Annotated in this window: 23 protein-coding genes and 1 pseudogene; 18 read left to right on the forward strand and 6 right to left on the reverse strand. The window is 68.2% G+C overall.

All coding sequences use genetic code 11. The features are described 5' to 3' along the window. The 4 genes and pseudogenes from AB4Z27_RS25610 to AB4Z27_RS25625 form a co-directional block, all read left to right on the forward strand. Positions 1-573: ABC transporter ATP-binding protein (locus AB4Z27_RS25610; RefSeq protein ID WP_441645566.1), on the forward strand; the 573-nt coding region annotated here is incomplete at its 5' end. Position 574: 1 nt separating this feature from the next. Next, positions 575-1,291 (forward strand): annotated as a pseudogene (locus tag AB4Z27_RS25615) (ABC transporter ATP-binding protein); the annotation flags it as partial. After that, positions 1,265-2,071, forward strand: a complete 807-nt coding sequence (locus AB4Z27_RS25620; protein WP_441645578.1) for a branched-chain amino acid ABC transporter permease — start codon at positions 1,265-1,267, stop codon at positions 2,069-2,071. The pseudogene AB4Z27_RS25615 and the gene AB4Z27_RS25620, both read left to right, overlap by 27 nt. Next, on the forward strand, positions 2,072-3,112 hold the full coding sequence (locus AB4Z27_RS25625; protein ID WP_441645567.1) for a branched-chain amino acid ABC transporter permease: 1,041 nt from the start codon (positions 2,072-2,074) through the stop codon (positions 3,110-3,112). It abuts the gene before it with no gap. Here AB4Z27_RS25625 and AB4Z27_RS25630 read toward each other — a convergent pair. From AB4Z27_RS25630 to AB4Z27_RS25640, 3 genes are read right to left on the reverse strand one after another with little or no spacing between them, the layout of a single operon-like run. Next, positions 3,089-3,724, reverse strand: a complete 636-nt coding sequence (locus AB4Z27_RS25630; protein ID WP_092301868.1) for a flavin reductase family protein — start codon at positions 3,722-3,724, stop codon at positions 3,089-3,091. The two genes, AB4Z27_RS25625 and AB4Z27_RS25630, sit on opposite strands and share 24 nt — an antisense overlap. Positions 3,725-3,736: 12 nt before the next feature. Next, complete coding sequence (locus tag AB4Z27_RS25635) at positions 3,737-4,546, reverse strand: GntR family transcriptional regulator (RefSeq protein ID WP_255371010.1); 810 nt, start codon at positions 4,544-4,546, stop codon at positions 3,737-3,739. Between the two features lie 4 nt (positions 4,547-4,550). After that, a complete protein-coding gene (locus tag AB4Z27_RS25640) occupies positions 4,551-5,525 on the reverse strand; it encodes a polysaccharide deacetylase family protein (protein ID WP_441645568.1) in 975 nt (324 codons plus the stop codon). Positions 5,526-5,777: 252 nt separating this feature from the next. On the opposite strand from AB4Z27_RS25640, the gene AB4Z27_RS25645 reads away from it, so the two are divergent. The 8 genes from AB4Z27_RS25645 to AB4Z27_RS25680 all read left to right on the forward strand — a co-directional run bounded on the left by AB4Z27_RS25645 (position 5,778) and on the right by AB4Z27_RS25680 (position 15,871). Beyond that, positions 5,778-6,953: an ABC transporter substrate-binding protein gene (locus AB4Z27_RS25645; protein ID WP_092301862.1), complete on the forward strand. Its 1,176-nt coding sequence runs from the start codon at positions 5,778-5,780 to the stop codon at positions 6,951-6,953. A gap of 187 nt (positions 6,954-7,140) precedes the next feature. Continuing rightward, positions 7,141-8,019 carry a branched-chain amino acid ABC transporter permease gene (locus AB4Z27_RS25650; protein ID WP_092301859.1) on the forward strand — a complete coding sequence of 293 codons (879 nt, stop codon included), beginning with the start codon at positions 7,141-7,143 and terminating at the stop codon, positions 8,017-8,019. Next, positions 8,016-10,616, forward strand: coding sequence for a branched-chain amino acid ABC transporter ATP-binding protein/permease (locus tag AB4Z27_RS25655; protein ID WP_441645569.1), 2,601 nt, complete (start codon positions 8,016-8,018; stop codon positions 10,614-10,616). Before AB4Z27_RS25650 ends, AB4Z27_RS25655 begins: the two co-directional genes overlap by 4 nt. A 7-nt stretch (positions 10,617-10,623) precedes the next feature. Then, positions 10,624-12,234 carry a gamma-glutamyltransferase family protein gene (locus AB4Z27_RS25660; RefSeq protein ID WP_441645570.1) on the forward strand — a complete coding sequence of 537 codons (1,611 nt, stop codon included), beginning with the start codon at positions 10,624-10,626 and terminating at the stop codon, positions 12,232-12,234. 218 nt (positions 12,235-12,452) lie between these two features. Further along, positions 12,453-12,671, forward strand: a complete 219-nt coding sequence (locus tag AB4Z27_RS25665) for a hypothetical protein (protein ID WP_092301853.1) — start codon at positions 12,453-12,455, stop codon at positions 12,669-12,671. A 78-nt stretch (positions 12,672-12,749) separates the two neighbouring features. Continuing rightward, entirely contained in the window at positions 12,750-14,207 is a 1,458-nt protein-coding gene (locus AB4Z27_RS25670) for an MFS transporter (protein WP_441645579.1), read from the forward strand. Between the two features lie 67 nt (positions 14,208-14,274). After that, positions 14,275-14,571: a helix-turn-helix domain-containing protein gene (locus AB4Z27_RS25675; RefSeq protein WP_092301847.1), complete on the forward strand. Its 297-nt coding sequence runs from the start codon at positions 14,275-14,277 to the stop codon at positions 14,569-14,571. Beyond that, a complete protein-coding gene (locus AB4Z27_RS25680) occupies positions 14,564-15,871 on the forward strand; it encodes a type II toxin-antitoxin system HipA family toxin (RefSeq protein WP_092301844.1) in 1,308 nt (435 codons plus the stop codon). Before AB4Z27_RS25675 ends, AB4Z27_RS25680 begins: the two co-directional genes overlap by 8 nt. 35 nt (positions 15,872-15,906) lie before the next feature. Here the strand turns inward: AB4Z27_RS25680 and AB4Z27_RS25685 are convergent, their stop codons facing one another. Both AB4Z27_RS25685 and AB4Z27_RS25690 read right to left on the reverse strand, forming a co-directional pair. After that, a complete protein-coding gene (locus AB4Z27_RS25685) occupies positions 15,907-17,400 on the reverse strand; it encodes a patatin-like phospholipase family protein (protein WP_441645571.1) in 1,494 nt (497 codons plus the stop codon). Positions 17,401-17,402: 2 nt separating this feature from the next. Continuing rightward, positions 17,403-18,122, reverse strand: coding sequence for an SDR family NAD(P)-dependent oxidoreductase (locus AB4Z27_RS25690; RefSeq protein WP_092301838.1), 720 nt, complete (start codon positions 18,120-18,122; stop codon positions 17,403-17,405). A 199-nt stretch (positions 18,123-18,321) separates the two neighbouring features. On the opposite strand from AB4Z27_RS25690, the gene AB4Z27_RS25695 reads away from it, so the two are divergent. Then, a complete protein-coding gene (locus tag AB4Z27_RS25695; protein WP_255371008.1) occupies positions 18,322-19,194 on the forward strand; it encodes an EamA family transporter in 873 nt (290 codons plus the stop codon). 13 nt (positions 19,195-19,207) lie between these two features. Here AB4Z27_RS25695 and AB4Z27_RS25700 read toward each other — a convergent pair whose 3' ends face one another. After that, positions 19,208-19,792, reverse strand: a complete 585-nt coding sequence (locus AB4Z27_RS25700; protein ID WP_092301883.1) for a GNAT family N-acetyltransferase — start codon at positions 19,790-19,792, stop codon at positions 19,208-19,210. Between the two features lie 100 nt (positions 19,793-19,892). On the opposite strand from AB4Z27_RS25700, the gene AB4Z27_RS25705 reads away from it, so the two are divergent. The 5 genes from AB4Z27_RS25705 to AB4Z27_RS25725 all read left to right on the forward strand — a co-directional run bounded on the left by AB4Z27_RS25705 (position 19,893) and on the right by AB4Z27_RS25725 (position 26,333). Beyond that, the gene (locus tag AB4Z27_RS25705) at positions 19,893-20,372 is read left to right on the forward strand and encodes a winged helix-turn-helix transcriptional regulator (RefSeq protein ID WP_092301835.1); all 480 of its coding nucleotides are present in this window, start codon (positions 19,893-19,895) and stop codon (positions 20,370-20,372) included. Positions 20,373-20,714: 342 nt separating this feature from the next. After that, the gene (locus AB4Z27_RS25710; protein WP_092301832.1) at positions 20,715-22,037 is read left to right on the forward strand and encodes an MFS transporter; all 1,323 of its coding nucleotides are present in this window, start codon (positions 20,715-20,717) and stop codon (positions 22,035-22,037) included. A gap of 36 nt (positions 22,038-22,073) precedes the next feature. After that, positions 22,074-24,635 carry a nitrite reductase large subunit NirB gene (nirB, locus tag AB4Z27_RS25715; protein ID WP_441645572.1) on the forward strand — a complete coding sequence of 854 codons (2,562 nt, stop codon included), beginning with the start codon at positions 22,074-22,076 and terminating at the stop codon, positions 24,633-24,635. 15 nt (positions 24,636-24,650) lie between these two features. Next, the gene (gene nirD, locus AB4Z27_RS25720) at positions 24,651-25,034 is read left to right on the forward strand and encodes a nitrite reductase small subunit NirD (RefSeq protein ID WP_092301825.1); all 384 of its coding nucleotides are present in this window, start codon (positions 24,651-24,653) and stop codon (positions 25,032-25,034) included. 57 nt (positions 25,035-25,091) lie between these two features. Beyond that, on the forward strand, positions 25,092-26,333 hold the full coding sequence (locus AB4Z27_RS25725; protein ID WP_441593757.1) for an NAD(P)/FAD-dependent oxidoreductase: 1,242 nt from the start codon (positions 25,092-25,094) through the stop codon (positions 26,331-26,333). Positions 26,334-26,350: the final 17 nt, after the last annotated feature.

Below are 26,350 nucleotides of genomic sequence, written 5' to 3' on the forward strand. Positions count from 1 at the left end.
ATCGACATCACCCGCGAGAAACCGGCGCAGATTGCGCGGCGCGGCGTGATCCGTTCGTTCCAGATTTCCGCCGTGTTCCCGCACCTGACCGTGCGCGAGAACGTGCGCATCGGCCTGCAGCGCCAGCTCGGCACCTCGTTCCAGTTCTGGCGCAGCGAGCGATCGCTCGACGTGCTCAACGACCGGGCGATGGACCTGCTCGAACAGGTCGGCCTGACCGAGTTCGCCGAGACCGTCACCGTCAACCTGCCGTACGGCCGCAAGCGCGCGCTGGAGATCGCCACCACGCTGGCGATGGAGCCCGAGCTGATGCTGCTGGACGAGCCCACGCAGGGCATGGGCCACGAGGACGTGGACCGCGTGACGCAGCTCATCAAGAAGGTGTCSGCYGGCCGCACCATCCTGATGGTGGAGCACAACATGAACGTGGTGTCCTCCATCGCTGACAAGATCACCGTGCTGCAGCGCGGCGCGATCCTGGCCGAGGGGCCGTACGCGGAGGTATCCAAGGACCCGCGCGTGATGGAAGCCTATATGGGCACGGTCGAGGCGGAACTGCAGGGAGYGCATTGAGATGAACACCAACACTCCCGCCCTTGAGATCAAGGACCTGAACGCCTGGTACGGCGAGTCGCACATCCTGCACGGCGTGGACCTGACCGTAAATCACGGCGAAGTCGTCACGCTGCTCGGCCGCAACGGCGCGGGCCGCACCACCACGATGCGCGCCATCATGGGCCTGACCGGCGCCCGCAAGGGCTCGATCAAGGTCAACGGGCACGAGACCATCGGCCTGCCGACGCACAAGATCGCGCATTACGGCATCGGCTACTGCCCGGAAGAGCGGGCGATTTTCTCGAGCCTGTCTTGCGAAGAGAACCTGATGCTGCCGCCGGTATTGAAAGGTGCCGACGCCAGCCGGGGCATGAGCGAGGCCGAGATCTACGAGATGTTCCCCAACCTGGCCGAACGGCGCCAGAGCCAGGGCACGCGACTGTCTGGCGGCGAACAGCAGATGCTGGCGGTGGGGCGCATCCTGCGTACCGGCGCGAGCCTGCTGCTGCTGGACGAAATCTCGGAAGGCCTGGCACCGGTCATCGTGCAGGCACTCGCGCGCATGATCCTGATGCTGAAGAAGAAGGGCTACACGGTGGTGATGGTGGAGCAGAACTTCCGCTTCGCYGCGCCGCTGGCCGACCGCTTCTACGTGATGGAGCACGGGCAGATCGTCGAGCGCTTCGCCGCCGCCGAACTGCAGGCCAAGATGCCGGTGCTGAACGAACTGCTTGGCTTCGGCCTGCTCAACGTGATCAACTTCGCCCATGGCGCGCTGTTCATGCTCGGCGCCGTGCTCGCCTGGGCCGGCATGGAGTACGCCGGCCTCAACTACTGGGTCATGCTGGCGCTCTCGCCGCTGGTGGTGGCCGTGCTYGGCGTGGTCATCGAGAAGACCATGCTGCGCTGGATCTACAAGCTCGACCACATCTACGGCTTGCTGCTGACGCTCGGCATCACGCTGGTGATCGAGGGCGTGTTCCGCTCGATCTACGGCGTGTCCGGCCTGCCCTACTCGCCGCCGGACGCGCTGCAAGGCGCCACCGACCTCGGCTTCATGATCCTGCCGAACTATCGCGGCTGGGTCGTGGTGGCCTCGCTGGTGGTCTGCTTCGCCACGTGGTTCGTCATCGAGAAGACCAAGCTCGGCGCCTACCTGCGCGCCGGCACCGAGAACCCGAAGATGGTGGAAGCGTTCGGCGTGAACGTGCCATTGATGGTGACGCTGACCTACGGCTTCGGCGTGGCGCTGGCGGCTTTCGCCGGCGTGCTGGCCGCGCCGGTGGTGCAGGTCTCGCCGCTGATGGGCCAGAACCTGATCATCGTGGTGTTCGCAGTGGTGGTGATTGGCGGCATGGGCTCGATCATGGGCGCCATCCTCACCGGCCTGGGCCTCGGCGTGATCGAGGGCCTGACCAAGGTGTTCTATCCGGAAGCGTCCTCCACGGTCGTGTTCTTCATCATGGTGATCGTGCTGCTGCTGCGTCCCGCCGGTCTGTTCGGGAAGGAAAAATAAATGCTGGATTCGCAAAACCCCCGCGGCCGCGCCGCGCTTTACGGCATCGCGCTGCTCGTCGTGGCGCTGGCGCCGATGCTCGGCGCCTACCCGGTGTTCGTGCTCAAGGTGCTGTGCTTCGCACTGTTCGCCTGCGCCTTCAACCTGCTGATCGGCTACACCGGCCTGCTGTCCTTCGGTCATGCGGCCTTCTTCGGCGGCGCCGGCTACGCGGCCGGTCACGCCATGAAGGTCTGGGGCGTGACGCCGGAACTGGGCCTGCTGATCGGCACCGCCGGCGCCGCCGTCACGGGCTGGGCGATGGGCGCGCTGGCCATCCGTCGCCAGGGCATCTACTTCTCGATGATCACGCTGGCGCTGGCGCAGATGCTGTACTTCTTCTGCCTGCAGGCGCCGTTCACCGGTGGCGAGGACGGCATCCAGGGCATTCCGCGCGGCAACCTGTTCGGCCTGCTGCCGCTGGGCGACGACCTCGTGCTGTATTACGTGGTACTCGTTATCGTGGTGGCGGCGTTCGCGCTGATCGTGCGGATCATCCATTCGCCGTTCGGCCAGATCCTCAAGGCCATCAAGGAGAACGAACCGCGCGCCGTGTCGCTCGGCTACGACGTAGATCGCTTCAAGCTGGCCGCCTTCGTGCTGTCGGCGGCGCTGTCCGGGCTGGCCGGCTCGCTGAAGGCGCTGGTGCTCGGTTTCGAGACGCTGACCGATGTGCACTGGTCGATGTCCGGCGCCGTGATCCTGATGACGCTGGTGGGCGGCCTCGGCACGCTGACGGGCCCTATCGTGGGCGCRCTGGTGGTGATCGCGCTGGAGAACAAGCTGGGCGACCTCGGCACGTTCCTCGCCAGGCTCACCGGCYTCGACTGGTTCAACACGCTCGGCGAGTCCGTGACGATGGTGACCGGCGTGATCTTCGTGATCTGCGTGCTGACGTTCCGGCGCGGCATTGTCGGCGAGATCATCGCCAAGGCGGCGCAGTGGCAACAGCGCCGCCGCGTCGCCGCGCCGCTCGGTTCACATCTCGTCGATCGCGGTTGAGGCCGTGACCACGCCGGCCTCTTTCTCCAGCGAGAAGCGGTCGCGCGTGGTCACGTAGAAGCTGGCGCCGAAACGCCCCACGGGGAAGTAGTCCTGCAGGCGCACGCGCCAGCGTTCGGTGTCGATCAGCCCGTCCCGCGCATGCAGGCGCAGCACGCGGCCGATGAAGATCTGGCGGCTCGCGGTCTCCAGCGTCTCCCACAGCGTGCATTCGAACGCGACGGGCGCCTCGGCAATCCGGGGCACCGCCACCTGGGTGCACGGCGCCGCCGTGAGGCCCACCCGTGCCAGTTCGCTCACATCGGGCGGCAGCCGTTCGCCGCAGCGATGCATCTTCTCGGCCATGGCCTCGTCGCTGAGGTGCACCACGAACTCCTTCGTGCGCACGATATTCGCCGCCGTGTCCTTCAGTGCGCCGTCGCCCAGGCGGTTGACGCTGATCATCACGATCGGCGGCTCCTCTCCCAGCATGTTGAACATCGAGAACGGTGCGGCGTTGGCCGTGCCGTCTGGCCCGAGCGTGGTCACCAGCGCGATGGGCCGGGGCACGATCAGGCTCGCCATGAGCTTGTAGCGCTGGTATTCGGTGATGGCGTTGAAGTCGATTTCCATGGGGTGTTCCGGTCAGCCCTTGCTGGTCTTTGGCAATCCCAGCATCTGCGCCAGGCTCTTCTCGCCCTGCATGCGCGAGGTTTCGATCCGTTCCTCGAGTTCGCGCARATGGGCTTCCATGCGCGCGACGGCGCCRGCCGCATCGCGGGCCTCGATGCAGGCGACGATGGCCGCGTGCTCGTCGTGCTCGCACGGCGCGTGGCCGGGCGGCTCGTAGAGGCCCACGATCAGCGAGCAGCGCGAGACCAGTTCGGTCAGGTAGCGTTGCAGCACCGGGTTGCGTGCCAGCGCCGCAATGCGCAGGTGGAAGCCGCTGGCCAGCCGCGCCCACGAGGGCTGGTCGAAGCGGTGCATGGCGTCGTGCTCCTCGGCCAACTGGCGGCGCAGGTCGCGCAGATCGGCTTCGGTCACACGCGTGACGGCGAGTTCCACCAGCACGCGTTCCATCGCCCGGCGGGCCTCGAAGATCTGGCTGGTTTCCTCGGGCGTGGGCTCGGCGATCACCGCGCCCTTGTTCGGCCGCAGCGCCACGATGCCATCGTGGGCCAGCTTCTCCAGCACCCGACGCACCACGGCACGGCCCACGCCGAACAGTTGGCACAGCTCCGGCTCGGGCAGCTTGGTGCCCGGCGTCAGCCGATGGTTGAGCACGCCGTCGAAGATGGCCTGATAGATGCGCGTATCGGCGTCCTCGGCGGTCTCTTCCTCGATCGGATCGACGGGCTTGACGGTCTCGGAAGTCCGCTTGGCGGCGGCCTTGGCGGCCGCGGGCTTCCTGGCAGCTTTGGTGGACATGACTTCGGTCAGGGAAACGATGGCCATGATATTAGCGTGAAGGGGTCACTGCGACAGGGTCCACGGCATCCATCGCGTCGCAGATCGCACCCGGCGTGGTCAGCCAGACCTCGCCATGGGAGCGCCGCGCCGCGATATGCGCCAGCGCCCGGCGCAGGTGCCGCAGCCGGTACGGCTGGCCCACCAGGTAGGGATGCAGCGCGATGCCCATCACSAGCGGCTGCGGKTGCTGCGGATCGTTGGCCTGCGCCAGCATCTCGTCGAACTGGTCGATGATCATGTCGGCGAAGGCGGCACCGTCGAGGTGGCGCGCGATGATCATCGGGATGTCGTTCAGTTCCTGCGGATAGGGAATCGACCACAGCGGGCCGCCGCGCGTGGCCATGCGCACCGGGCGGTCATCGTGTGCCCAGTTCAGCGTGTAGCGGTAGCCAGTCTCGGCCAGCAGGTCCGGCGTCACCATCGTCTCGGAGATCCACGGCGACAGCCAGCCGCCCGGCGCCCGCCCACTATGCGCCGCGATGCGCTCCCGGCAGTGCACCAGCAGCGCCCGCTCGCCCGCTTCGTCGAACTCGCTTTGGCGATGGGCATTGGTGTGGCCATGGCCGATCAGCTCGTCGCCGCGCGCCAGGCAGGCGTCCAGCACTTCGGGGCAATGGTCATAGAGCGCGGTGTTCAGCAGCACGCCGGCCGGCATCTCCAGCCGGTCGAACAACTCCAGGCAGCGCCACACGCCCACGCGGTTGCCGTACTCGCGCCAGCTGTAGTTGAGCACGTCCGGCTGCGGCGAAACTGGCCCGAGGTTCGCGCCCAGCCCCTCGCCAAAGGCGAAGTGCTCGATATTGAAGCCGAGGTAGACCGCCAGCCGCGCGCCATTGGGCCAGCGGAACGGGTCGGCGTCGGTAATCGGCCGGTACGGAAAGCGGCCATGGTCGCGCAGCGGGCCGAAGGTGGGAAGCCCGGCGGTGGCCTGCGTGGCCGCCAGCGGACTCGGGTTTTGCGTCATGGAGGGATGCCTCTCATCAAATGTGCCCCGCTTTGGCTCATCGCGCACCGGATTCGTGCGACATGAACCATGACGGATCGTATGCAGCCAGGTTTGCAGATCGTTCGCAAAATGCGGGCCAGATCGTCTGCATCTTGACGKGTCAATCGCTCCGGGATCATTTTCGGTTTTGTCGACGGATTGGCACGGCTCTTGCGAGCCGGGTGGATCGAAGCACCCATCCCCATCGATCCGCCCATCCGGAGAACTGCCATGTTTCGTCCCCAACGCCGCGCCCTCCTCGCGACCGCCGCCGCTGCCTGCGTCATGACGGCGCTGCCCGCCCAGGCCGCCGACACCATCAAGATCGGCCTGATCACGGCGTTGTCCGGCCAGTCGGCGCGCGCCGGCGAGTCGCTGACGCGCGGCATGACCGTCGCCATCGACGAGATCAACGCCAAGGGCGGCCTGCTGGGTGGCCGCAAGCTGGAACTGGTGCGCCGCGACGACGAGGGCAACCCGGCCAAGGGTGTGCTGGCCGCGCGCGAGCTGATCTACAAGGAGAAGGTGGCCGTGCTGTTCGGCGGGCTCGACACGCCGGTGTCGATGGCCATCGTGCCGATCGCCAATCAGGAGAAGGTGCCGTTCATGGGCCCGTGGGCCGCCGGCACGCCGATCACGCGCAATGGCGCCAACCCGAACTTCGCCTTCCGCGTGTCCGCCGTGGACGAGGTCGTGGACAAGGCGATGCTCCAGTACGCCCAGAAGACCTTCAACGCCACCAAGCCCGGCCTGATCCTGGTGAACAACCCGTGGGGCGAGTCGAACGAGAAGGGCATCGTCGCCGCGATGGCCGCCAAGGGCGGCAAGCCGGTGGGCGTGGAGAAATTCGAGGCCAATGACGTGGATGTGGTGCCCCAGCTCGGCCGCCTGAAGGCCGCCGGCGCCGACGTGCTGCTGATGGTGGGCAACGTAGGCCCGTCCGCGCAGGTGGTGAAGTCGCTGGACCGCATGGGCTGGAAGGTGCCGGTGGTCTCCCACTGGGGCCCGGCCGGCGGCCGCTTCACCGAACTGGCTGGCCCGAACGCCAAGAACGTCCACTTCGTGCAGACGTACAGCTTCTTCGGCGCACAGACTCCGGTCAGCACGCGCGTGGTGACCGACCTCAAGGCGAAGTACAGCGACATCAAGGGCCCGGACGACATCACCCCGGCCGTGGGCGTGGCCAACGCCTACGACGCCACGCAGCTCGCTGCGCTGGCGATTGCCAAGGCCGGCAGCACCAAGGGCGATGCCATCCGCGAAGGCTTCTACAAGATCGACCGCTACGAGGGCCTGATCAAGACCTACGTGAAGCCGTTCTCCCCGACCGCGCATGACGCCCTGAGCGAAAACGACTACGTCTGGGCGCAGTTCATCGACAACCGCATCGTGCCGGTGGCGAAGTAAGACAGGCGCTTCGTAGAAGCAATATCGATCGTTCAAGCGCCTGCCCTCTCCCCCGCCCCTCTCCCAGAGGGAGAGGGGMGAACACCGTCGGTTTGCTCCCCTCTCCCGCGTGCGGGAGAGGGGCCGGGGGAGAGGGCCGGCGCATCGTCGCGCGATATCGATTGGCAAGCAAAATCAAGGATTCACCATGCTTTGGATCTCCGCCCTCATCAGCGGGCTCGGCCTGGGCAGCATGTATGGCCTGATGGCCCTGGGCTTCCACATCACCTACGCGGTGTCCGCCACCGTCAACTTCGCGCAGGGCAGTTCGATGATGCTGGGAGCAGTGCTGACGTACAGCTTCGCGCAGACGCTCGGCTGGCCGATGCCGCTCGCCATCGTGCTGGCCCTCGGCCTGTGCGCGCTCTACGGGCTGGCCGTGGAATTCCTGGCCGTGCGCCCGTTCGCGAGCCGGGGCTCCAATGCGTGGCTGATGGCTACCGTCGCGCTCGGCATCGTGCTCGATAACCTGGTGATGCTCGCCTTCGGCACCGAGCCGCGCAGCCTGCCCTCCCCGCTCGCCGCRCAGTCCGTGCAGCTGGGCGATACCGGCGTSGGCGTCTATCCGCTGCAACTGGTGATTCCCGTGGTCGGCCTCGCGCTGGCGGCCGTGCTGCACTACGTGCTGCGCCGCTCGCGCTGGGGCGTGGCGATGCTGGCCGTGGTGCAGAACCGCGACGCCGCGCGCCTGATGGGCATTCCCATCCGCCGYACCATCGCCGGCGCGTTTGCCATTTCCACGCTGCTGGCCGGCATTGCCGGCGTGCTGATCGCGCCGCTGTTCAACGTACAGGCGGACATGGGCACCGTGTTCGGCCTGAAAGCCTTCGCCGTGGCCATTCTCGGCGGGCTCTCCAGTGCCTGGGGCGTGATGATTGCCGGGCTGATCTTCGGCGTGGCCGAGGCRCTSATCACCGCATCRCTGGGCTCCAGCTACACCCAGATCATCACGTTCGCGCTGGTGATTGCGCTGCTGGCCCTGCGGCCGGACGGCCTGTTCGGACGCGCGGAGGTACGCAAGGTATGAACGATTCGATGGTTTCTTCCAATCCGCCGGCTTCCCCTGCGCCGCTGGCCCGGCCGGCGCGCGCCGCCGCCCCGCTGCTCGGGCTGGGCACGCCACTCCAGATCCTCGCCATGCTGGCGGTTCTGCTGGCCGCCGGCGGGCTCGTGCTGTCGCTCAACGGCTATTTTGTCTTCGTGATTGCCGGCGTGGCGATGCTGGCCATCTGCGGCGTGGGCCTGAACCTGCTGCTCGGGCTCACCGGGCAGGTGTCGTTCGGCCATGTCGGCTTCTATGCGATCGGCGCGTACACGGTCGCCATCCTGACCGGCCAGGCCGGCTGGAGCTTCTGGGCCGCGTGGCCGGTGGGCGCGCTGATCGCCGCGCTGCTGGGCGGCCTGCTCGCCCTGCCCGCGCTGCGCGTGAAGGGCCCCGGCCTGGCGATGGTCACCATCGCCTTCGGCTTTATCGTCGAGCACGGCGCCGTGGAGTGGCGCGCGCTGACCGGCGGGCAGAACGGCCTGATGGGCATCGCGCAACCGTCGTTGCCCGGCGTGGAAGGCGGCGAGCGTGCACTGGCGCTGATCGCGCTGGCCGTGCTGGGCGTGGCGCTGGCCGCCTATGCCCGCATCGCACGCGGTAGCTGGGGCGCGGCGATGCGCGCGGTGCGTGACAGCGAAACCGCTGCGGCGTCGATCGGTGTCAATCCGCTCGTGGTCAAGACCGTGGGCTTCGCGTTCTCCGCCGCGCTGGCGGGGCTGGCTGGCGGGCTGTTTGCGCCGCTGCAGGGCATGGTCACGCCGGGGATGTTCTCGTTCCTGCAATCGATCCTGTTCGTGCTGGTGGTGATGATTGGCGGGGCGGGCACGGTGGTCGGCCCGGTGGCGGGCGCCGTTGTGGTTGGCCTGCTGCCCGAGTTGCTGTCCAGCCTGGAGAACCTGCGCCTGCTCTGCTTCGGCATGCTGTTGCTGGTGGTGCTCTGGGTGGCCCCCACGGGCATGGTGGGCGTGGTGACGGACCTGCTGCGCCGCCTGCGGCCGGCCCGCGCGGCTGCCGCCCATGCTTCCGTGGCTGGCGCGCAGCTGCCGGTGCGACCGGAGGAGACGCGCCGGGGCCTCTCGGCGCTCGGCCTGTCGATGGTGTTCGGCGGCGTGCGCGCCGTGGACAACCTGTCGTTCGATCTGCCGCCGGGTCAGGTGACGAGCCTGATCGGCCCCAATGGCGCCGGCAAGTCCACCGTGCTGAACATGCTGTCCGGCTACTACCGTCCGCGCGAGGGCGGGCGCCAGCTTGGCACGGCGCCGCTGCCGGCGCGCGGCGCCTGCGACAGCGCCCGGCAAGGCATCGCCCGCACCTACCAGACCACGCAGCTCTTCGCCGGCATGAGCGCCACGGACAACGTGGCCATCGCGCTGACCAAGGGCCGCCTCGGCACGCTGCTCGGCATCGCCGGTTTCACCGCCCCCGCCGTGCGCGAGGARGCGCGCGCACTGCTGGCCGCCTGCGGCTACACCGGCGACCCGGACGCCAGCGCCGCCGATCTGGCCCACGTGGACCGCCGCCTCGTGGAAATCGCCCGCGCACTGGCTACGCGGCCCGCCGTGCTGCTGCTGGACGAACCGGCCGCCGGCCTCTCGCGCGAGGACAAGGCCACGCTGGGCCGCCTGCTGCGCAAGATCGCCGATAGCGGCGTGGCCGTCGGTCTGGTCGAACACGACATGTCGCTCGTGATGGATGTCTCCGATGGCATCGTCGTGATCGATGCCGGCCAGCGCCTGGCCGTGGGCACGCCCGAGGCGATCCGCACCGATCCAGCCGTGCGCCGCGCCTATCTGGGCGACGCCGCCAACGCGCCGGCTCGCAAACCCTCGGCCAGCCAGCCGGTGGGTGGCGCGCCGCTGCCGGAAGTGCTGGGCGTGAGCGCGCTGCGCGCCGGCTATGGCGCCGCGCCGGTCCTGCACGATGTGGACCTGCAAGTGCGGGAGGGCGACATGGTCGCGCTACTGGGCGCCAACGGCGCCGGCAAGTCCACGCTGATGCGTGCGCTGGCGGGCCTGCATCGCCCGGTGCAAGGCGGCATCACGTTCGACGGGACCGACCTCGCCCGGCTCGACGCCGCGCGCATCGCCGCGATGGGCGTGGTACTCGTGCCGGAAGGCCGGCAGGTGTTCCCGGAGCTGTCCGTGCTCGACAACCTCCGCCTTGGCGCCTTCCCGTCCGGCCCGCTCCCGCGCGTGGAGATGATGCGCCGCGTGGAATCGATGTTCGCCCGCTTCCCGCGCCTGCGCGAGCGCCAGCACCAGCGCGCCGGCCTGCTTTCCGGCGGCGAACAGCAGATGCTGGCCGTGGCGCGCGGGCTGATGTCGCAGCCGACCGTGCTGCTGCTCGACGAACCGTCGCTCGGCCTCGCGCCGAAGGTCATCGACGAGCTGTTCGCCTCGCTCGATACGCTGCGCGAGGCGTCCATCACCATCCTGCTGGTCGACCAGATGGCCGCGCTCGCGCTGTCGCTGGCGGACCGCGCCTATGTGCTGGAGGAAGGCCGCGTCGTGGCCAGCGGCCCGGCCGACGAACTCGCGCGCGACCCGGCGCTGGTGCAGGCCTATCTGGGAGGACATTGAACCCACGATGACGCCAAACCCGCATACCCCCGCCCTCGCCCCCAATCTCGCCCATTCCCGCGAGGGCATGGTCACCAGCCCGCATGCGCTCGCCAGCGAGGCGGGTCTCGAGATCCTGCGCGATGGCGGCACCGCCATCGAAGCCGCCATCGCCATCGGCGCCACGCTGGCCGTCACCTATCCGCACTTCACGGGGCTGGGCGGCGACGCCTTCTGGCTCATCAGCGACCGCGCGGGCAACGTGCGCACGCTGTCCGGCATCGGCCAGGCCGCGCAGGCGCTGCCGGCGTTTGGCGAGTCGATTCCCACGCGCGGCCCGGGCGCCACGCTGACCACCGCCGCCACGGTCGATACCTGGGACCGCGCCTTCACCATCAGCCGCGACACCTGGGGCGGCCGGCAGGACTGGTCCGCGCTGTTCCGCCGCGCCATCGCCTACGCGCACGAGGGCTTCCCGGTCACGCCATCGCAACATTTCTGGCAGAACTTCCGGGCCGATGAGCTGGGCAACTGGCCCGGCTTCGCACAGACCTTCATGCCCGATGGTGCAATCCCGGCCATCGGCACGACATTGCGCCAGCAGGCGCTGGGCCGCAGCCTCGAACGCATCGCCGGCCATGGCGCGCGCGAGTTCTATGAAGGCGAGCTGGCCGAGCGCATCGTCGCCGGCCTGCGCGCCGTGGGCTCGCCGTTGCGCATGGCGGACCTGGCGCGCACCGCCGCGCGCGACGCGCTGCCGCTGCGCGTGCCCTATCGTGGCGGCGAGCTGCTGAGCCTGCCGCCGCCCACGCAGGGCGTGACCACGCTCCAGATCCTCGCCATCCTCGATCGATTCGACCTCACCGGCATCGCCGAGGGCAGCGCGGACTACTACCACCTGCTGGTGGAGGCCGTGAAGGAGGCGTTCATCGAGCGCAACCGCTACGTGGCCGACCCCGAGTTCGTCGACGTACCGGCCGAAGCGATGCTCGCCCCCGCGCGCCTGGACGCCATGGCCGCGCGCATCGACCCGGCGCGCGCGCTCGACTGGCCGCACGTCTACCAGCACGGCGACACCGTCTTCCTGAGCGCAGTGGACCGCGAGGGCCGCTGCGTGAGCGTGCTCCAGACCGTGTATTTCGACTGGGGCAGCGGCGTGATGGCCGGCGATACCGGCATCCTGTGGCACAACCGGGGCGCGGCGTTCAGCGTCGATCCCACCCATCACAACGCGATTCAACCGGGCAAGCGTCCGTTCCATACGCTGAATCCGGGCATGTATCTCAAGGACGGGAAGCCGCGCCTGCTGTACGGCACGCAGGGCGCCGACGGCCAGCCGCAGACGCTGGCCGCCGTGCTCACGCGGCTGATCGACTACGGCATGGACCCGCTCACGGCGCTGGCACGGCCCCGCTTCCTGCTCGGCCGCACCTTCTCCGATGCCGCCGACAGCCTGAAGCTGGAAGCCGACGCTGGCACGGACGTGATCACGGCCCTGGCACGCCGTGGCCATGAAGTCAGCGTCATTTCGCCGCAGAGCCCGCTGGCGGGGCATCCGGGCGTGATTGCCATCGGCGAAGACGGCGCGCTGGCGGGCGCGCACGATCCGCGCAGCGACGGTGTGGCGATGGGCGTGTAACACGGCACGGTGGGGATGTATCGGCTTTGTATCGGTGTGGAACCCACCCCGATGGGGCTCGTCAAAGCAATGACTGTCGCAAACTGTCGACCTCCGATCACGATGCGTTGCAGCGTGAAAGCCGGGCCGCGATAGTCCACAATCCCTAACGGAGGCCGCTACTGCCAGGCGACCCCCGAGTCCCCAGCAACCGCTCCCCTCTCGCCAAGGAGAACACCGTGCTGAGCCCACACGAACTGGCCACGCTGATGCTGATCGGCAACGGCCCCCATACCCGCTCSGATACTGCGGACGCACGCGAGATCGATCCCGTCGACCTCGATGCACTCGTCGCCCGCGAACTCGTTACCCTGCAAGCCGAACAAGGCCGACGGCCTTGCCCTCAAATCACTGCCCATGGCCGCTCGATGCTGAAAGCCGTCGGCCGGGAATGCTGAACCTTTCGCACTGACCTGACCGCTGACCGCTGGCGGCATCAATGGGATGCCGCCGGTCGATAGCCATCGGAGACGCTTATCGCCGGCTGGCAGTCTGACATCCCCGCGCGCCTCGACCGCCTGCCCTGGTCCGCCTGGCACTGGCGCGTGGCTCTCGCCCTCGGCATTGCCTGGGTGCTCGACGGGCTGGAGGTCACCCTCGTCGGCTCCGTGGGCGCCGTGCTGGAGCGGCCCGACACGCTCGGGCTCTCCGCCTCGCAGGTCGGCTGGACCGGGTCCCTATATATATTAGGGGCCGTCACCGGGGCGCTCGTCTTCGGCCGCATGGCCGACCGCCTGGGCCGCAAGCGCCTGTTCCTCGCCACGCTGTTCGTCTACATGACGGCGACGCTGCTGACGGCGTTCTCGCCGAACTTCGCGTTCTTCGCGCTGTGCCGCTTCCTGACCGGGCTCGGCATTGGCGGCGAATACGCGGCCATCAATTCCGCCATCGACGAACTGATCCCGGCGCGCGTGCGGGGGCGYGTCAACCTTGCCATCAACGGCAGCTTCTGGCTCGGTGCGGCGCTGGGTGCGGGRCTGAGCCTGGTGGTGCTCGATCCGCGCGTGCTCGGCCCGRTCTGGGGCTGGCGCGCCTGTTTCGCGCTGGGCGCGGTGCTGGCGGTGGCCATCGTCCTGATCCGGCGCCACGTACCCGAAAGCCCGCGCTGGCTGGCCACGCACGGCCACCGCGCGGAGGCGGAGCGGGTGATTGCCGGCATCGAGGCCGAGGTGGCCGCGCGCCACGGCCCGCTGCCGCCGCCGGACCCCGCCGCGCACGTGGCCTACGCGGGCCGGCCCGTGCCGACCGTGCGCGAGATCGTAGGGCTGCTGGTGCGGCGCTACCGCACGCGCAGTGTGGTCACCTTCGCGCTGATGGTGGCGCAGGCCTTCTTCTACAACGCCATTTTCTTCACCTACGCGCTGGTGCTCACGCGCTTCTACGGCGTGGCGGAGGAACGCGTGGCGCTCTATATCTTCCCGTTCGCCATCGGCAATGCGCTCGGCCCGCTGATCCTGGGGCCGCTGTTCGACCGCGTGGGCCGCCGCAAGATGATCGCGGTGACCTATGTGCTGTCCGGCATCGGCCTCGCCGCCACAGGCTGGGCGTTCATGGAAGGCTGGCTGGACGCGCGCGCGCAGGCGCTGTGCTGGTCGGCGGTGTTCTTCCTGGCCTCGGCGGCGGCCAGCTCGGCCTACCTGACGGCGAGCGAAGTCTTTCCGCTCGAAATGCGCGCGCTGGCCATCTCCATCTTCTACGCGGTGGGCACTGGCACGGGCGGGTTTATCGCCCCGGTGCTGTTCGGCATGCTGATCGAGACCGGCAGCCGGGGGGCGGTGGCCGTGGGGTACGCCATTGGCGCGGCGCTKGTGATCGTGGCGGGATTGCTGGCGCTGCGGTTCGGCGTGGATGCGGAGCGGCGCCCGCTGGAGCACATCGCCCCGCCGCTGGGCTCGGAGGTGGATGTTATGTCAATCCATAATAAGGATCGATAAATGATGAAATAGCATAATTTTTGGACGACTGCTATGCTATGACATAACACCACCCTCGGTTTGACCTATGTCCTCCTTCGCCGCCCAGTTGGGCCAGCTTCGCAAGGCGCGCGGCCTCTCGCTCGGCGCTGTCGGCCGTCTGATCGGCATGGCGGCGCCCAACCTGTCGGTGGCCCTGAGCGGCAAGCAGGATGTGCGCGGATCAACACTTGAGGCCATCGCCACCGCCCTCGACGCCGAGTGGGTCCTCGTACCGCGCGAGCATCTGGCCGAAGTCCAGCGCACCGTGAGCGGCAAGGCCACCGGCCCGGACCGCGCCGCGCCCACCTCGGTCGACCTGCTGCTCGGAGACGCCGATGCCTGACGGCCTGCGCCCGCGCTATCTCACCGTCCACCTGCACAACATGCTGTGCGGCTATCTTTGCGAGGCCGGCCGCACCACGCGCTTCGTGCCGGGCGAAGCCTTCCGGGGCGATGCCGGACGGCCGACGCTGAGCCTCTCGCTGACGATTCCGGGCAACGAGGCGCTGACCGCCACGATCCTCGCCAACCCGTTCCATCCCGCGCTCTACAACACCCATGGCGAGCTGCCGCCTTACTTTGCCGGCCTGCTGCCTGAGGGCGAGCTGCGCCGGCGGCTGGAAGCCACGCGGCACCATCCGGACGACCGCGACGACTTCGGCGTGCTGGCCGCAGCCGGCGAAGACCTGCCCGGCGCGCTGATCGTCCGCCCGGCGGACATTGACGCCCTGCCTGACACCGTGCGCACCGTGGGCGTGACCGGCGGCGCGGACAACCTGGAAATCGCCGTGGTGGAAGGCGCCACCGAGGGCGCGGCATCGGTGTCCGGCGTGCAGAACAAGCTCGCGCTGTCCACCGCGCACGCCGGCAAGCGTTACACCATGCCCACCCACGGGCGGCTGTCGGACCTGATCGCCAAGCTGCCGGCCCGCAACGACGACAGCCAGATCTTTAACGAATATGTGTCGATGCAGCTGGCGCAGGCGGCCGGCGTGGCCGTGGCGCCGTGCAAACCGCAGCCGCTGGCGACCATCGACGTACCCGGCCTGGCCGAAGCGCTCGGCGCCGACCTGCACTTCCTGGCCGTGGACCGTTTCGACCGCGAACCCGGCGGGCGCGTGCATGCGGAAGACGGCTGCCAGGTGCTGACGCGTATGCCCTCGCGCAAGTACGCCGGCAACGACGCCTACGTGGCCATCGTCCGCCTGCTGGAGCGGCTCAGCGTGCGCGGCATCGAGGACGTGCGGCAGTTCTTCATGCGGCAGGCCGTGAACACGCTGATCGGCAACAGCGACGCCCATCTCAAGAACTTCTCTTTTCTGTATCGGAACGGGACCATGCCCGAGCTGTCGCCCGCCTATGACATCGTCAGCGTGGCGGCGCTGTCCGGCTTCGCGGCCTTCGGCCAGAACGTGGCCATCGACGGCCTGCAGCGCAAGCAAACCCTGGAGACCTACCGCGACTTCGCCCGCGAGGCCAAGATCGCCGAGCGCATCGCGCTGGCGGCCGTGAAGGACGCCGTCAGCCTGGCCCGCGAGCGCTGGCCGGCCCTGCTCGACACCCTGCCCACGCCGCCGGCCATGCGCACCGTGGTGCTGGAGCGGCTGGAGACGCTGCCGCTGGCACGGCTGGCCCGGCGCTGAGGGCTTCCCCGGAAGGCTTCCCCTGAAGGCGTCCCCTATCGCCCCGTGGCCGCTGCAGCGTCGGCCTTTTTCGGATCGGCGACGATGGTCGCGCCGGCATCCTTCAGCAGCCGCTGGAAGTCCGGCGAGGTCATGATGATTTTCCCGGCCGCCGCACGCAGGCGGTCGACGGCCTCGGGCGGCAGGGAGAACGATGTGGGAAGTTCATTGAGGTAGGCCAGTTCCTCCTTGYCCTCCAGCCGGGCGAACGACACGTCGATGGCGTAGATCGTCGCGTCTGGCGTGCGTAGCGCACGGGCGACCCCCGCATCCTTGTTCGCAGCGAACGCCGCCGAGCGGCGCACCTCGYCCATGGCCCGCCAGCGCGCCTGACTGTCCTTCAGCAGTTCGGTCGCCTCATAGGAATAGTGGTCGATCGGCACGCCGGCAGCTTTCACCAGGATTTCGATCATGCCCGGCGGAGATTCGGACTTGTCCCATTCCGTCTTGGGCACGGAAAGCGAATTGACGACAAAGACCACGATGTGGCGCACCTGATCGAGCGGCGTCTGGAGGCCGACCAGATGCAGCGCTTCCATCAGTTCCAGGGTATCCAGCACGCTGCGCATGCCGAGGTTGTCGGACACGCCGCCATCCACCACATGGAGATAGGGTCGGTTGATGCTGTCGCCAAACTCCGCCTCTTCCTTGATATGGCGACTGGCGCGCGCGGCGGGCCGGGGCGGCTCGCTGTCATGGATAAACGGCTGGATCCAGTCCGGCGGCGTGTAGTGGCAATTGCCGCCGTAGTTGTTCAGGGTGATCGGCGTGAGCACCACCGGCACGGCGGACGAGGCCGCCGCCGCCCGCGACAGCCGCACGGCGTTGAGGTCCGAACACAGCACATCGAACGTGGCCTGCGTAAAGGGCAGGCGCGCGCCCGTGGTGATATCGGTGGCCGAGGCCACGATAAAGGGGCCCTGCCCCCGGTTGAGGTCGCCGAACGTCGCCCCGTTGAACAGGATTTCATCGTAGAGGTCCGCCGCCAGTTCCGAGCGGCCCCATCCGCTCGACCACAGGGATGGCCAGTAGGCCGGATTGAARGTCCGGCGCGTGATCGTGCCTTGCACATCGCGCTTGAGGAAACGCTGCTCGTAGTCATCGAACAGCTTTTCGCCGTAGAGCCCATAGGCCAGCGCCGTAAAGCTGCCGCCCGACACCCCGGTCACCACGCTCACATGATCGAGCAGGCGCGACTTGCCGCGCGGCCCGACGACTTCCGTGTTGCGCAGGAACTCCAGGACGCCATACGAAAAGGCCGCCGCGCGGGTCCCCCCGCCCGAAAAGGCCAGGATGACGAGGTTTTCCTTGCTGGCCGCGAACTGGGGCCGCGTAAAGAATCGATAGCCGGCATTCTGGTCTGCCTGGGCGATCGGCGGATTGACTGGCCGGCTCGCACAGCCGCCCAGCAGGAGGGACAGGCCAGGCAGGAGCCAGAACGCAAGCGCCAGCCATATGGAGGTGGCGGGGGTGGCGGGGGTGTTCTTCATCCCTAGCTCAGCCCATCCAGCACAAGATGCTGCCCGTGGATCGCCTGAGCGCCATCGGAGGCCAGGAACGCWACCGCACGCGCTGCCGCGCCAGTAGACACCCAGAGCGTATGCTCCGCCGCCGGCATGGCATTGCGGTTGGCCGGCGTGTCCAGGATGCCCGGGGCGATGCTGTTGACGTTGATGCCCGCCGCGCGCACCTCGCGCGAGAGGCTTTCCACCAGCCGCTGCAGGGCGCTCTTGGACGCGCTGTAGGCCCCCATCGTGGCCGCGCCGGCCGTGGCGCCGCGCGCCGAGACGGCCACGACCTTGCCGCTGCGCTGGAACATCATCGCCGGAATGAAATGGCCGGTCACGGCGACGAAGGACCACGCGTTCAGATCCATCATCCGCAGCCAGGATTCCCGGCTCAGCGTGTGGGTGGGCTCGCCCATTTCGAAGCCACCGGCCACGTGGACCAGCACGTCGACCGCGCCGAAGGCATCGAGGATGGCCGCCGCCACCGGCGCCATGGCCGTGTCGGACGTGACGTCGGCCGCGTGGAGCAGCATGCCGTGCTGCCCGGGCTCCGGATGGGCAAACACGGTTTGCAGGTGCTGCAGGTCACGGTCGATCAAGGCCAGCCGGGCGCCCTCGGCGGCGAAACGGCTGGCCACGGCGCGGCCCAGCGCGCCGGCGGCGCCGGTGATCACGACATGACGGGGGGGTGCGGTCGCATCCATCGATGGCTCCATGAAAGTTGCCCTTCCACCATAGAACCCGCGCGGCTGGACCGCAAAATGTTGCCGCGCGCAAAACTGTACAGCGCCGGCTGCGCCCATCTGTGCATGGCGGGCCACAACCGGCTCGGGCATGATGCGGCTCCGGCCATGCCGGCGGGCGTCGCGCGGCGCCCGGCACCACACTGTTCCAGGACCCGAATTGCCGCTTACCCGCCTCAAACAAAGTCAGACACTGCTGGCCGTGCTGGCCCTGATCGGCTCCATGGCCTCGCTGTGCGTGGGCACATCGTTCGCCAAGAGCCTGTTCGGCGTCCTGGGCGCCCAGGGCACCACGGCGCTGCGGGTAGGATTCTCGGCCCTGATCCTGCTCTGCGTCTGGCGGCCGTGGCGTTTTCCGCTCACGCGCGCCAATGCCCGCGCCATCGCGCTATACGGCGCCGCGCTGGGCGCCACGAACCTGCTGTTCTACATGTCCCTGCGCACGGTGCCGCTGGGGCTGGCCATCGCCATCGAATTCACCGGGCCGCTGACCGTGGCCGTGCTGTCCTCGCGCCGGGCGATCGACTTTCTCTGGATCGGCTGTGCCGTGACGGGCCTGCTGTTGCTGCTGCCGGTCGGGGCGACCGCGACCCACCTGGACCCGGTGGGCATCGGCTATGCGCTCGCAGCCGGGGTAGGCTGGGCGCTCTATATCGTATTCGGGCAGATGGCGGGCAATGCGCATGGCGGCCAGGCCACCTCGCTCGGGCTGACCATGGCCGCGCTGGTGACGCTGCCGTTCGGACTGGCCCATGCGGGGACGACGATGTTCAGCCCGTCGCTGCTGCTGGCCGGGCTGGCCGTGGGGCTGCTGTCGAGCGCGATTCCCTATTCGCTGGAGATGGTGGCGCTGAAACGCCTGCCGCGCCGCACCTTCGGCATCCTGCTCAGCATGGAGCCGGCCATGGGCGCGCTGGCCGGGCTGGCCTTCCTGCATGAGCAGCTCACGCCGCTCCAGTGGGTGGCGATTGCCGCGATTATCGTGGCGTCGATCGGCTGTACCGCGACCTCCCGGCGCCAGGCGCCGATCTGACTTACCACCTGACTTAGTTAGCGGCGAACCAGTCGCGCGGGAGCCATTCGGCCGAAGGGGCCGGGGCCTTGCGCGGTTCGGCCAGCGTCAGAGTCACTTCGTGGAGCAGGCTGTCCTCGGGATTGCGCCGCGTGGCAAAGCCGCAATCGCGCATGATGGCCAGCATGCGGCGGTTTTCGCTGAGTACGTCGCCCCGCATGCCGCGCAGGCTGGCGGCGCGGGCCAGCTGCTGGAGCCGCTGGATCAGGCGCCGGCCCAGTCCCTGGCCCTGCCAGTTGTCCGCCACCACCACGGCCAGTTCGGCCTGCCCCTCTTCATTCACCACATATTCGGCATTGGCGACGATGACCTCGCCGAAGGTGACGACCAGCGCCACATCATGGTTCTGGCGACTCACGAACTGCGCGAGCGTCTCATTCGCCACCGGGCCGCCGGTCAGGAAGCGGTAATAGCGGCTTTCGCGCGACAAACCATCCACAAACGTGCGCAGACGCCCGTGATCGGACGCCCGGGCGGTGCGCAGCGTGACCTGCACACCACCCCGCACGGTCCAGCTTTCTTCACTGATGGTTGCTTGCGCGTCGCGCTGCTCGTTCATCCACTTCATGACGCGCTCCTGACTACGTTTTATGTAGCCAGGAGTATAGGCGATACCCTGACTTTTGCAAACGTAGTTAGGGTGCTATGCTGGATTCACCATGACCGAGCCTACCCATCCCGCCCTGCTGCCTTGCTCCATCGCCGCCACCCTTTCCCTRATCGGGGAAAAGTGGACGATGCTTATCTTGCGCGATGTGTTTTCCGGGGTGCGACGGTTCGACGATTTCCTCCAGCGCCTGCAGTGCTCGCCGGCCGTGCTGTCCGCGCGGCTCAAGACCCTGACTGAAGCCGGCCTGCTGCGCCGGGTCAGCTATAAGGAACCGGGCGAGCGCGAACGCTTCCAGTACCACCCGACGCGCGCCGCCGTGGACCTGCTGCCGGTGCTGGTCGGCCTGATGCAATGGGGCGACGATCACCTCGCGCCCAGCGGCCAGGGGCCGGCGGAGGTTCGCTCGAAGCTGTCCGGCCTCAAGATCCGCGCCGCACTGATCGATGAATCGGGGGCCCAGGTCGCGCCGAACGACATGCAGTTGCTCTCCCCCTACGCCGTCACGCCAGACACCCGCAACGGGGGCTGACCGCCTTCCCCACTCCCGSTTGCGCCCTCCCCGCGCGCACCGTGCGGAATCATTGCACTGCACCATCCCCGTGCCCACGCCCCATGCTGGCGCCGCACCATGATGCATAAACGTGCATCAATCGCCGCTTTTCGTCCGAAAACCGGCTTTCCACGCGCCTGATACGTCCCAATCCCGGCTGGCACACCGCTTGCGATAAAGAGCACGGGCCGGTCAACGGCGACCTGCCCACCCCACATCAAACGCCGGCTATTTCAGGTAGCCGAGCGTCAGGACAACGGCGTCCCCAGAACTGGCTTCTTGCCAGCCTCTCGGGACGCCATTTGTTTTTGGAGCCCAAGCATGAACGGTAAAGCCACCCGGATCGACCTGCTGAGTCTCAAGACTCCGCAGATGCGCGCCTTCCACCTGACCTGGATGGCGTTCTTCGTCTGCTTCTTCGCGTGGTTTGCCTGCGCACCGCTGATGCCGGTGCTCAAGGGCGAGTTCGGCCTCACGCCGGGCCAGATCGCCAATATCAATATCGCCGCCGTGGCGGTGACCATCATCGTGCGCCTGATCATCGGCCCGCTGTGCGACCGCTTCGGCCCGCGCAAGACCTACACCGGCCTGCTGGCCATCGGCGCGCTGCCGGTGCTCGGCGTGGCGCTGGCGCAGAACTACGAGACCTTCCTGTTCTTCCGCCTGCTGATCGGCGCKGTGGGCGCGAGCTTCGTCATCACGCAGTACCACACCTCGGTGATGTTCGCGCCAAACGTGGTGGGCACGGCCAACGCGGCCTCGGCCGGCTGGGGCAATGCCGGCGGCGGCGCGGCGCAGGCGGCCATGCCGCTGCTGCTGGGCGCGATCCTGATGATTGGCGTGGACCACACGCTCGGCTGGCGCCTGGCGCTGGTGGTGCCCGGCGTGCTGATGCTGATCATGGCCGTCGTGTACTGGAAGTTCACGCAGGACTGCCCGGAAGGCAACTACTCGGACCTGCGCGCACGCGGCGTGGCGGTCAGCGGCGCTAAAGGTGGAAAAGGCGGCGGCGGCTGGGCCAGCTTCAAGGCGGCCAGCGCCAACTACCGCGTCTGGCTGCTGTTCATCACCTACGGCGCCTGCTTCGGCGTGGAGATCTTCATCCACAACGTGGCCGCCACCTTCTACGTGGACCACTTCGGCCTGTCGCTGTCGGCCGCCGGCATGGCYGCSGCGAGCTTCGGCCTGCTGGCGCTGTTCGCCCGGGCGCTGGGCGGCTATGTGTCGGACCGCTTCGCCCGCCGCCGCGGCCTGGACGCCCGCTCGATGGTGCTGTTCGTCTTCATCCTCGGCGAAGGGCTGGGCCTGCTGTGGTTCGCGCAGGCATCCAGCGTCACGCTGGCCGTGGTGGCCATGCTGATCTTCGGCCTGTTCACCCACATGGCCTGCGGCGCCACGTACGCGCTGGTGCCGTTTATCGATCGCAAGGCGCTGGGCGGCGTGGCCGGCATCATCGGCGCCGGCGGCAACGTGGGCGCGGTGGCAGCCGGCTTTCTGATGAAGGGCCTGGGCGACCTGCAGCAGACCCTGACCTACCTCGGCGTGGCCGCCACGATCGCCGCCGTGTGCGCCATCGCCGTGCGCTTCAGCGCCGAGCACAAGGCCCAGGAGCAGGCCCTGTACGACAGCGCGCTGGCCAACTGAATTCGCATACGAAGAACCCCGGACAAGGAAAGCATCATGAAAATCATCATCGTCGGGCACGGCATGGTCGGCCACAAGTTCCTGGAATGCCTGGCGGATGCCGGCGCGCAGGACCTCGAAGTGACGGTGCTGTGCGAGGAGCCGCGCCCCGCGTACGACCGCGTCCACCTCTCCGAATTCTTCGCCGGCAAATCCGCCGAAGACCTCTCGCTGGTGCCGGCCGGCTTCTTCGAGCAGCACAACAACATGCTGCTGCGCCTGAACGCCAAGGCGGCGGCCATCGACACCGCCGCGAAGACCGTCACCACCTCCACCGGCGAAACGCTGGCCTACGACAAGCTGGTGCTCGCCACCGGCTCCTACCCCTTCGTACCGCCGCTGCCGGGCAAGGACCGCAAGGACACCTTCGTCTATCGCACCATCGAAGACCTGGAAGCGATGCGCGAATGCGGCAACCGGGCCAAGACCGGCGTGGTCATCGGCGGCGGCCTGCTCGGGCTGGAATGCGCCAAGGCGCTGCGCGACATGGGCCTGGAGACCCACGTGGTGGAGGTCGCCCCGCGCCTGATGGCCGTGCAGGTGGACGAAAGCGGCGGCCGCATGCTGCGCCAGAAGATCGAGGAGCTGGGCGTCAAGGCGCACACCGGCAAGAACACCAAGGAAATCGTCGATGGCGTGGAAGGCACCCATCGCATGAACTTTGCCGACGGCACGCACCTGGACACCGACATGATCGTGTTCTCGGCCGGCATCCGCCCGCGTGACGAACTGGCGCGCGAGAGCGGCCTGGCCGTGGGCGAGCGCGGCGGCATCGCCGTCGACAACAACTGCCTGACCTCCGACCCGCACGTCTACGCGATTGGCGAGTGCGCGCTGTGGCAAGGCAAGATCTACGGCCTGGTGGCCCCCGGCTACGACATGGCCCGCGTGGCCGCCCGCCACCTGCGCGGCGAGGCCGCCGAGTTCGCCGGCGCCGACATGAGCACCAAGCTCAAGCTGATGGGCGTGGACGTGGCCAGCATCGGCGACCCGCACGGCAACGTGCCGGGCAGCCGCTCGTACCAGTTCATCGACGAGCGCAAGCAGATCTACAAGAAGCTGGTGGTGTCCGACTGCGGCAAGTACCTGCTCGGCGGCGTGCTGATCGGCGATGCGGAGGAATACGGCACCCTGCTGCAGATGATGCTGAACCGCATCGAGCTGCCCGAGTCGCCCGAATTCCTGATCCTGCCGTCCTCGGACGGCCAGGCCAAGCCGGCGCTGGGCGCCGACGCGCTGCCGGACACCGCCCAGATCTGCTCGTGCAACAACGTCAGCAAGGGCCAGATCTGCGCCGCCGTGGGCGATGGCGCCACCAGCATCGGCGCGCTGAAGACCTGCACCAAGGCCGGCACGGCGTGCGGCGGCTGCGTGCCGCTGGTCACGCAGATCATGAAGGCCGAAATGAAGAAGCAGGGCATGGCCGTCAACAACCATGTCTGCGAGCACTTCCCCTACTCCCGCCAGGAGCTGTACCACCTCGTGCGCGTGGGCAACTTCAAGTCCTTCGAGGACCTGCTGGCCGCGCACGGCAAGGGCCTGGGCTGCGACATCTGCAAGCCCACCGTCGCCAACATCCTGGCCTCGTGCTGGAACGACTTCGTGCTCAAGGAAGAGCACGCCAGCCTGCAGGACTCCAACGACTACTTCCTGGCCAACATCCAGAAGGACGGCACCTACTCCGTGGTGCCGCGCATGCCGGGCGGCGAAGTGACGCCCGACGGCCTGATCGCGGTCGGCCAGGTGGCCAAGAAGTACGGCCTCTACACCAAGATCACCGGCGGCGCGCGCGTGGACATGTTCGGCGCGCGGCTGGAAGAACTGCCGATGATCTGGGAGGAACTGATCGCGGCCGGTTTCGAGTCGGGCCATGCGTACGGCAAGTCGCTGCGCACGGTGAAGTCCTGCGTGGGCTCCACGTGGTGCCGCTATGGCGTGGATGACTCGGTCGGCCTCGCCATCGAGATCGAGAACCGCTACAAGGGCCTGCGCGCCCCGCACAAGATCAAGTTCGGCGTGTCCGGCTGCACCCGCGAATGTGCCGAGGCGCAGGGCAAGGACGTGGGCATTATCGCCACGGAACGCGGCTGGAACCTCTACGTCTGCGGCAACGGCGGCATGAAGCCGCGCCACGCCGAACTGCTGGCCGGCGACCTGGACCACGACACGCTGATCCGCTACATCGACCGCTTCCTGATGTTCTACATCCGCACGGCAGACCGCCTGCAACGCACCAGCACCTGGCGCGACAACCTCGAAGGCGGCCTGGACTACCTGAAGTCGGTGGTGATCGACGACAAGCTGGGCGTGGGCGCCGAACTCGAAGCCGAGATGCAGCACGTGGTGGACACCTACGAGGACGAGTGGAAGAAGGCCGTCACGGACCCCGAGACCCGCAAGCGCTTCCGCCACTTCGTCAACAGCGACCTGCGCGACGACAACCTCGTCTTCCTGGAAGAGCGCGGCCAGGTCCGCCCGGCCACGCCCGAGGAACGGAACTTGCAGCGTTCACGCCTGAGCCACATCCCCGTGGTTGCCGTGCCCGCAAAAGCAGCCTGATAAAAGGAGAACGTGATGCATCATTCCCATCATCCGGAAACCTGGACCGCGATTTGCACCTTGCGCGACATCGTGCCCAATACTGGTGTCTGCGCACTGGTCGATGGCCAGCAGGTGGCCGTGTTCCGTATCGGCCGGGGCGAGGAGGTCTTCGCCATCGACAATTTCGATCCGAACTCGCAGGCGTCGGTGCTCTCGCGCGGGCTGGTGGGCAGCCTGGGCGAGCGCGTCGTGGTGGCCTCGCCGATCTACAAGCATCATTTCGACCTGCGTACCGGCGAATGCCTGGAAGCCCCCGAGCACTCGGTGGCGGCCTACGCGGCCCGGGTGTACGACGGCAAGGTCTGGGTAGCCGCCAGCGAAGTCGCGCGCCAGACCGAGGAAGAAATGGCGGCCTGAGCCGCCTCCCGCCTCCTGCATTGCCCCTCGCCCACGCCCAAGCCACCTGAGACGCCCATGACGCCCACCGCCACCCCCCACGCCAAACCCCGACTGGTTGTCGTCGGCAACGGCATGGCCGGCATGCGCACGGTCGAGGAACTGCTGAAGCTGGCGCCGGACCTGTATGACATCACGGTGTTCGGCGCCGAGCCGCACGGCAACTACAACCGCATCCTGCTCTCGCCGGTGCTCGCCGGCGAGAAGACCGTCGACGACATCATGCTCAACACGCGCGAGTGGTATGCCGCGCATGGCATCGAGCTGCTGGCGGGCGACCCCGTRGAGGCCATCGACCGCCCCCGCCGCACGGTGCGCTCGGCCTCCGGCCGGGAGGTGCGTTACGACCGCCTGCTGCTGGCCACGGGCTCCAAGCCGTTCATCCTGCCGGTGCCGGGCCATACGCTCGACGGGGTGATCGCCTTCCGCGACATCCAGGACGTGGAAACCATGCTCCACGCCGCGCGCAACCATCGTCACGCGGTGGTGATCGGCGGCGGCCTGCTCGGGCTCGAGGCCGCCAACGGCCTGCTGCGCCAGGGCATGGACGTGACCGTGGTCCACCTCGCCGACAGCCTGATGGAGCGCCAGCTCGACAAACCCGCCGCCGCGCTGCTGAAGCTGGCGCTGGAGCGCAAGGGCCTGCGCTTCCTGCTCGGCGCGCAGACCGCCGGCATTCTGGGCGATACCCGCGTGACCGGCGTGCTGTTCAAGGACGGCAGCCAGATCCCGGCGGACCTGGTGGTGATGACCGCCGGCGTGCGCCCCAATATCGAACTGGCGGCCGGCGCCGGCCTGCGCTGCGAGCGCGCCATCGTCGTGGACGACACGCTCCAGACCTTCGACCCGCGCATCTACGCCGTGGGCGAGTGCGTGCAGCATCGCCAGGCCACCTTCGGGCTGGTGGCGCCGATCTGGGACCAGGCGCGCGTCTGCGCGGCCCACCTGGCCGGCGCCGGGCATCGCCGCTACGTGCAGCAGGCCACGGCGACCAAGCTCAAGGTCACCGGCGTGGACCTGTACTCGGCCGGCGATTTCATTGGCGCCGATGGCAGCGAGGATCTGGTCCTGCGCGATCCCCGGCGCGGCGTCTACAAGCGGCTGGTGCTGCAGGACGGCCGGCTCGTGGGCGCGGTGCTATACGGCGACGTGCAGGACGGCCCGTGGTACTTCGACCTGATCCAGAGCGGCAAGCCGGTTGGCGCCCTGCGCCAGCGCCTGCTGTTCGGCAAGACCCAGTGCGAGGCCCTGGCCGCCTGATTTACCGGCTGGGTTGC

Source organism: Cupriavidus sp. KB_39 (assembly GCF_052114485.1).
GTDB lineage: Bacteria > Pseudomonadota > Gammaproteobacteria > Burkholderiales > Burkholderiaceae > Cupriavidus.

Coding starts and splice junctions, on each gene's coding strand:
- AB4Z27_RS25645 (WP_092301862.1), top strand. CDS start 5,778: ATGTTTCGTCCCCAACGCCGCGCCCTCCTCGCGACCGCCGCCGCTGCC.
- AB4Z27_RS25680 (WP_092301844.1), top strand. CDS start 14,564: ATGCCTGACGGCCTGCGCCCGCGCTATCTCACCGTCCACCTGCACAAC.
- AB4Z27_RS25630 (WP_092301868.1), bottom strand. CDS start 3,724: ATGGAAATCGACTTCAACGCCATCACCGAATACCAGCGCTACAAGCTC.
- AB4Z27_RS25675 (WP_092301847.1), top strand. CDS start 14,275: ATGTCCTCCTTCGCCGCCCAGTTGGGCCAGCTTCGCAAGGCGCGCGGC.
- AB4Z27_RS25660 (WP_441645570.1), top strand. CDS start 10,624: ATGACGCCAAACCCGCATACCCCCGCCCTCGCCCCCAATCTCGCCCAT.
- nirD (WP_092301825.1), top strand. CDS start 24,651: ATGCATCATTCCCATCATCCGGAAACCTGGACCGCGATTTGCACCTTG.
- nirB (WP_441645572.1), top strand. CDS start 22,074: ATGAAAATCATCATCGTCGGGCACGGCATGGTCGGCCACAAGTTCCTG.
- AB4Z27_RS25700 (WP_092301883.1), bottom strand. CDS start 19,792: ATGAACGAGCAGCGCGACGCGCAAGCAACCATCAGTGAAGAAAGCTGG.